At 44.7% G+C, this 237-nt stretch carries 1 protein-coding gene; it reads right to left on the bottom strand.

Going from position 1 to position 237, the window contains the following annotated elements:
- Window positions 1–200, bottom strand: a 200-nt coding sequence (locus Q4528_RS15955) for a hypothetical protein (protein WP_303522736.1), incomplete at its 3' end; no start/stop codon positions are given.
- Between the last annotated feature and the right edge of the window lie 37 nt (window positions 201–237).

Below are 237 nucleotides of genomic sequence, written 5' to 3' on the forward strand. Positions count from 1 at the left end.
CACTGGTCGGTATACAATACCTCTTCATCGGCCCCTTGAACGCCATTGTGGAACTTCACCATAGCTTTCAAGTTATCTTGTTTGTAGTCATCAACCCAGCGACCACCGTCAACACCAGTTGCATCACTAAATACCATTGGCACACCTTCCTGACGCCCAAGAATATAAGCGTAAGCAAGATGTTCATTGCCTTCACTCATAATTTGATAGCGGAAACCGTCATTACTTGGAATATCG

The organism is Staphylococcus pasteuri (genome assembly GCF_030547725.1).
GTDB lineage: Bacteria > Bacillota > Bacilli > Staphylococcales > Staphylococcaceae > Staphylococcus > Staphylococcus pasteuri.